Source organism: Pseudomonadota bacterium, from assembly GCA_016927275.1.
In the GTDB taxonomy this organism is placed as follows: domain Bacteria; phylum UBA10199; class UBA10199; order 2-02-FULL-44-16; family JAAZCA01; genus JAFGMW01.
The window spans coordinates 1-5,711 of the sequence record JAFGMW010000052.1; the positions used below are offsets into that span (position 1 = coordinate 1).

6 protein-coding genes are annotated in these 5,711 nt (G+C 63.6%); 4 read left to right on the forward strand and 2 right to left on the reverse strand.

The window, feature by feature from the left end; translation table 11 throughout:
* Positions 1 to 137: 137 nt before the first annotated feature.
* Both thiS and JXA24_03295 read right to left on the reverse strand, forming a co-directional pair.
* Positions 138 to 338, reverse strand: coding sequence for a sulfur carrier protein ThiS (thiS, locus tag JXA24_03290; GenBank protein ID MBN1282779.1), 201 nt, complete (start codon positions 336 to 338; stop codon positions 138 to 140).
* Between the two features lie 47 nt (positions 339 to 385).
* The gene (locus JXA24_03295) at positions 386 to 1,183 is read right to left on the reverse strand and encodes an MBL fold metallo-hydrolase (protein ID MBN1282780.1); all 798 of its coding nucleotides are present in this window, start codon (positions 1,181 to 1,183) and stop codon (positions 386 to 388) included.
* 179 nt (positions 1,184 to 1,362) lie between these two features.
* Between JXA24_03295 and alr the strand changes: the two genes are divergently transcribed.
* From alr to JXA24_03315, 4 genes are all read left to right on the forward strand, one after another.
* Positions 1,363 to 2,523, forward strand: coding sequence for an alanine racemase (gene alr, locus JXA24_03300; GenBank protein ID MBN1282781.1), 1,161 nt, complete (start codon positions 1,363 to 1,365; stop codon positions 2,521 to 2,523).
* A gap of 174 nt (positions 2,524 to 2,697) precedes the next feature.
* On the forward strand, positions 2,698 to 3,447 hold the full coding sequence (locus JXA24_03305; GenBank protein MBN1282782.1) for an ABC transporter permease: 750 nt from the start codon (positions 2,698 to 2,700) through the stop codon (positions 3,445 to 3,447).
* A 120-nt stretch (positions 3,448 to 3,567) separates the two neighbouring features.
* Positions 3,568 to 4,323 (forward strand): ABC transporter ATP-binding protein, encoded by a 756-nt coding sequence (locus JXA24_03310; protein ID MBN1282783.1) that lies wholly within the window; start codon positions 3,568 to 3,570, stop codon positions 4,321 to 4,323.
* On the forward strand, positions 4,320 to 5,684 hold the full coding sequence (locus JXA24_03315; protein ID MBN1282784.1) for an MCE family protein: 1,365 nt from the start codon (positions 4,320 to 4,322) through the stop codon (positions 5,682 to 5,684). Before JXA24_03310 ends, JXA24_03315 begins: the two co-directional genes overlap by 4 nt.
* Positions 5,685 to 5,711 lie beyond the last annotated feature (27 nt).

Genomic DNA, 5,711 nt, shown 5'->3' on the forward strand with positions numbered 1-5,711 from the left:
GCGGCGACGCGAGCCAGAATTTGAGGCCCCTTTTTACAGCGTCATCGGAAAAAGGGTCCTCAAATTGTGGCGGGAGGAGCCGCCCGGCGACAGCCTGCCTGCCGGGAGGCAGGGACCCGAAGCGGACACCGCTTTCATCACCCTCCTCCGATAGGGCGCAGGATATCGATCCGGTCGCCGTCGCACACGGCGCAGCGCTCGTGCTCATCCCGCGGGACGATCGAGCCGTTTATCGCCACAGCGGTGCCCGCGCGCGGGACTCGAAGCATGTCGAGCATCTGCGCGATCGTGCGCCCCTCGTCGATCGTCCTCTGCTCGTTGTTCACAATTATCTGCATGGATGGACCCATGGATATCACCGCCGGAGCTGTTTTGTGAAGTCAAATCAGGCGACCATGTGGCCGGCCGCCGCAACGTCGCGGCCGAACTCACCGCCCGGCTCGAGGAGGTGGATCCTGGCCTTCAGGTCAGGCCTCTCCTCGAGGATGCGCTCCATCCATCTCAGCGGCGCCTGCGGCGACTCGAGGGAGAGGCGGAAGGTGTTGAAGTGGATGGGCACCATGTGGGCAGCGCCGAGGTCCTCGAACGCGTTCACCGCCTCGGCCGGCGTCATGTGCTTGCGCCTCATGAGACAGCGAGGCTCGTAGCTGCCGATCGGGAGCAACGCGAGCTCGATGCGCCCAAGGTTTCCGGTCTCCTGGAAGTGGCGGCCGTAGGCCGAGTCGCCGCAGAAATAGATCGATCCGTCGAAGCCCGGCTTCCTTATCAGATATGCGTTGGACCGGGCGAGGCCGAGGTCGAAGAGGTGGCTTTCGCTGTGCATCACAGGCAGCGCCGTTATCTCGGTGCCGCATACGAGCTCGTGCGTCGCGAAGTGGGCGAGCTCGATCACCGGGTTCGGGAGCCAGCTGCCGACCGCTCGCTCTTTGCCCTCGGGGACCACGATGGGGACGCCGGTGGAGAAGTATTTGTAGCTCGAGATGTCCAGGTGGTCGCAGTGGGTGTGTGAGAGCAGGATGCATGCAGGCTCGGGCGCGCAAGCGGGGTCGATCGGGAGTTTGCTGATCCTCGGCGAGAGGAAGGCGCGCCTGCCCAGGTGCGGATCCGTGATGAGGAGGGTGTCGCCCATCGTTATGAAGGTTGTGGCCTGCCCGATGTATGTGCATGAAATCCTTGTGTTCATAGGCCGCGGCTTTTACGCCGCCGGGGCCCTCAATGCAACACCAAAGTCCTCTCGATGCACCGTTCCCTTTGCGGATCAGCCTGTTAGAGGATAAACCGATCGCCTTGATATGCTTTGACAATCGGAGGGTGCGCTGTTAGAAGCGCACACTCGGCAATCATCAGGAAAAACAGCCAATTATGATGCTCGATTCCCTCGGAAAGATGATGTTTCGGCCCGCATGGGCGACAGTCGACCTCCCCGCGCTCTCCCGCAACTTCGATATCATAAAGCGGCTCCTCCCCTCGGGCGCAGGGGTCCTGGCGATGGTCAAGGCGGACGCCTACGGCCACGGCGCCAGGGAGATATCGCTGGCATTGGAGCGCGCGGGGGCAAGGGCGCTGGGCGTGGCCACGGTTGAGGAGGGGATCGAGCTGCGCGAGTTCGGCATCCGCATACCGATCCTGGTCATGAGCGGCCTCATGGGCGAGGGCTCGGCAGCCTCCTTCCCGATGGTGGACGCGAATCTCACGCCGGTGGTCCACTCGAGCGGCGTGCTGGATTCGCTCGAGGAGGCCGCGGTAAAGGCGGGGCGCACCGTGGACGTGCACCTGAAGATCGACAGCGGGATGTCGCGCCTGGGGGTGAGGCCAGAGTCGCTGCCGGGCGTGATCGAGAAGCTCCGCCGATGTCCGCACCTCCGGGTCGAGGGCGCCATGACCCACCTGGCCGATGCGGGCGACGAGGATTTCTCCTCGCGGCAGCTCGACCTGTTCCTCACGTGCAAGGCCCGCATAGAGGGTGCGCTCGGCCCGGTGCCGGTATGGCACGCGGCCAACTCCGTGGCGATAATGCGCGGCGAGGCACTCGATTTTCCCGACGCGGGTGAGACCTGGGTGAGGCCAGGGCTCGCTCTCTTCGGCGACTGCGGCTTCGACCACAGGTTGCGCGAGAAACTGTCCCTCGTCATGGGCATCGAGAGCAGGGTGATGCTCATCAAGCACGTCCCAGCCGGCGCGATGGTGAGCTACGGCTGCACCTTCAAGGCGCGCAGGCCGTCCAGGCTCGCCATCGTCCCCATCGGATACGCGGACGGCTACCCTTGGTCGGTCTCGGGCAAGGCCCGGGTCCTGGTCCGCGGAAGGCGCGCGCCGGTGGCGGGGCGGGTGACGATGGACATGATCGTTCTCGACGTGACCGACGTGGAGGGCGTCTCCGTCGGGGACGAGGTGGTGCTCATGGGGAGCCAGGGGGATGAGTTCATAGGGCTCGACGAGCTGGCCGGATGGGCGGGGACCATCCCGTACGAGATAATCTGCGGAGTATCGAAGAGGATGCCCAGAATCTACAAGCGTGACTAGTGACTAGTGACTAGCGGAATAATACGGGAAACCTGTTATTTACCGCCAGTCACTAGTCACTAGTCACGAGTCACTAGTCACGAGTTACGAGTTACGAGTCACGATATTCATATGTTGAAAGAGAGGACATTGCAGCTCGCCGTCCCTCCGCTCAGCTACGCCGGCACGCTGGTGATGCTCGCGGTGAGGGAGTTCGGCCGCTGGTGCGAGTTCGTCTGGCAGACCCTCTGCTGGGCGGCGAGGCCTCCCTTCAGGCTGGACCAGTTCGCGAGGCAGATGGAGTTCGTGGGGGTGAAATCGCTCTGGATCGTCTCCCTCACCGCGCTCTTCACCGGCGCGGTCTTCGCGCTCCAGGCCGGCAAGGTCTACGCCCTGTTCAACATGGAGAGCATGGTGGGCGCGACGGTCGGCCTCTCCCTCACGAGGGAGATGGGCCCGGTGTTCGCGGCCATCATGGTCACGGCGCGCGCATGCTCGGCCATGGCGGCGGAGCTCGGCACCATGCGGGTGACCGAGCAGATCGACGCCATGGAGGCCATGGCGGTCAACCCCATCCAGTACCTGGTCGTCCCGCGCGTGGCGGCCGGGACCTTCATGGTCCCGCTGCTCACCATGGTCTACAACTACATCGGCGTCCTCGGCGCATACCTCGTGGGCATACACCTGCTCGGCATAAGCGAGGGGCCGTTCATGGACAAGCTCTATCACTACGTGGATGCGGACGACATATGGGGCGGGCTCATCAAGGCCGCCATCTTCGGGTTCCTCATCTCCGCGATCAGCTGCTACATGGGATACAACACGCGGCAGGGGGCCAAGGGCGTGGGCAGGGCCACGACGCGGGCCGTCGTGGTCTCCGCGGTGACGATCCTCGTCGTGGACTACTTTTTGACCACGTGGATACTGGAGTATATATCGAAGTGACAATTATCGTAACTCGTGACTCGTAACTCGTGACTCGTGACTCGTGACTGGTGACTGGCGGTAAATAACAGGTCTTCCGTATTATTCCGCTAGTCACTAGTCACTAGTCACGGATTTCAAATGATAGAGCTCAAAAACATCCACAAGTCGTTCAAGGGCGTGCCGGTGCTCAAGGGGGTCGATCTCACGATGCCCAAGGGGGAGATCACCGTGATCCTCGGGCCGTCCGGCTCCGGCAAGACCGTGCTGCTTCGGCACATCATAGGCCTCCACAGGCCCGACCGCGGCACCGTCACGGTCGACGGCGTGGACCTGTTCAGGCTCGGCGAGCGCGAGCTCAACGACTTCAGGCGGCGCTTCGGCATGCTGTTCCAGAGCGCGGCGCTCTTCGACTCGCTCTCGGTGTTCGATAACGTCGCCTTCCCGCTGGTCGAGGGCGCGAGGGGAAGGGCCAGGCCCGACATCGCGAAGATAGTCAGGGAGAAGCTCGCGCTCGTGGGGCTCGACGGGGCGCTCGACAAGATGCCCTCCGAGCTCTCCGGCGGCATGAGAAAGAGGGTCGGGCTGGCGCGCGCGATCGTCCTTTCGCCGTCCATAATCCTCTACGACGAGCCGACCACCGGGCTGGACCCCGTCATGACCCTCGCTATTGACAACCTCATCCTCTCAATGCAGAAAGAGCTGCGCGTGACGTCGGTGGTCATAAGCCACGATATCGACTCCGCTTTTCGAGTGGCCGACCGCATCGCGATGATACACGGCGGCCGCATCGTCGAGTCGAGCGCGCCTTCGGATTTCCAAAGGTCGGCAAACCCGGTGGTCAGGGCGTTTCTGGCGGCCGGCGGCAGGGGCGGCAGCAGGGGGGAGGGGAATTGATCAAGTTCACCACCGAGTTCAAGGTCGGCGCCTTCGCCCTGGCGATCCTCATCCTCCTCGGATGGGCCACGATGCGCGTGGGCGACAAGACCTCGGTCCATGGCGGCGGCTATCTGCTCAAGGTGAAGTTCGATAACGCCACGGGGCTCAAGCTCAAGGCCCCGGTGGAGCTGGCCGGCGTCCAGATCGGCGTGGTAAAGGACATCGAGCTCGTGGACTCGCGCAACGCGATGGTATCGCTCATCCTCTCCGACAAGGTGAGGCTGACCGAGGACAGCACCGCGGTGCTGCGCACGAGGGGCTTCCTCGGCGAGACCTACGTCGAGGTCATGCCTGGCACGCCCGATCTCCCGCTCCTCGGCAGGGACGGCACCATCCCGAACTCCTTCCGCACCGGCGACATGAACTCGCTCGTCAACCAGTTCAACGAGATCGCGGCGGACATAAAGCAGGTGACCGGCTCGCTGAAGACCATGGTCGGCGACGACGAGAGCGCGCCGATCAACAGGATCGTGAACAACCTCGACCAGTTCACCGAGACCATAAAGACCCTGGCGCTGGCCAACTCCGAGAACGTGAACCGCATAAGCGCGAACCTCGCCGAGCTCTCCGAGCACCTGCGCGAGGTGATGGCGCAGGGCAAGGCGGACGTCGAGGAGTCGATGCAGCGCATCGCCTCCATCACGCGAAAGATCGACGAGGGCCAGGGGACCGTGGGCCGGCTCATCAACGACGACGAGACGGTGGACAAACTCAACGAGGCGGTCGACAACCTCAACCAGACCCTGGGCGGTTTCAAGCGCTTCGAGACCGAGATCGGATATCACCTCGAGTACCTGACGCAGTCCGAGGACTTCAAGAACTACGTCGATTTCACGATCAGGCCCTCGCCCGACGCCGCGTTCATCCTGGGGCTTGTCTCCGACCCCAACCCGAACCCGACGCACGTGACCCGCACGACCGACGTGACGGTGGGCAACAACACCACCACGGTCACCACCGACACGGCCACGGTGAACCGCAACGCGCTTCGCGTCTCGGCGCAGCTCGCCAAGAAGTTCTACGATTTCCAGGTGCGCGGCGGCATCATCGAGTCCACCGGAGGGCTGGGCATCGACTACGACAAGGGGCCCATCGGGCTGCGCTTCTCGGCCTACGACTTCCAGACCCGCTACGGCACAAGGCCCCACCTGAGGCTGACCGGCGAGGTGAAGGTGACAGACAACTTCTATCTGCTGGGCGGCGCGGACGACATGATAGCCCAGCAGAACAGGCCCGACTTTTTCTTCGGCGCCGGGTTCCGATTCGTCGACGAGCACATCAAGCGCGTGGCCCCGCTGGGCGCCAGCGTGATAAGGTGACTTGGGACCGGGACCCGGGACCCGGGA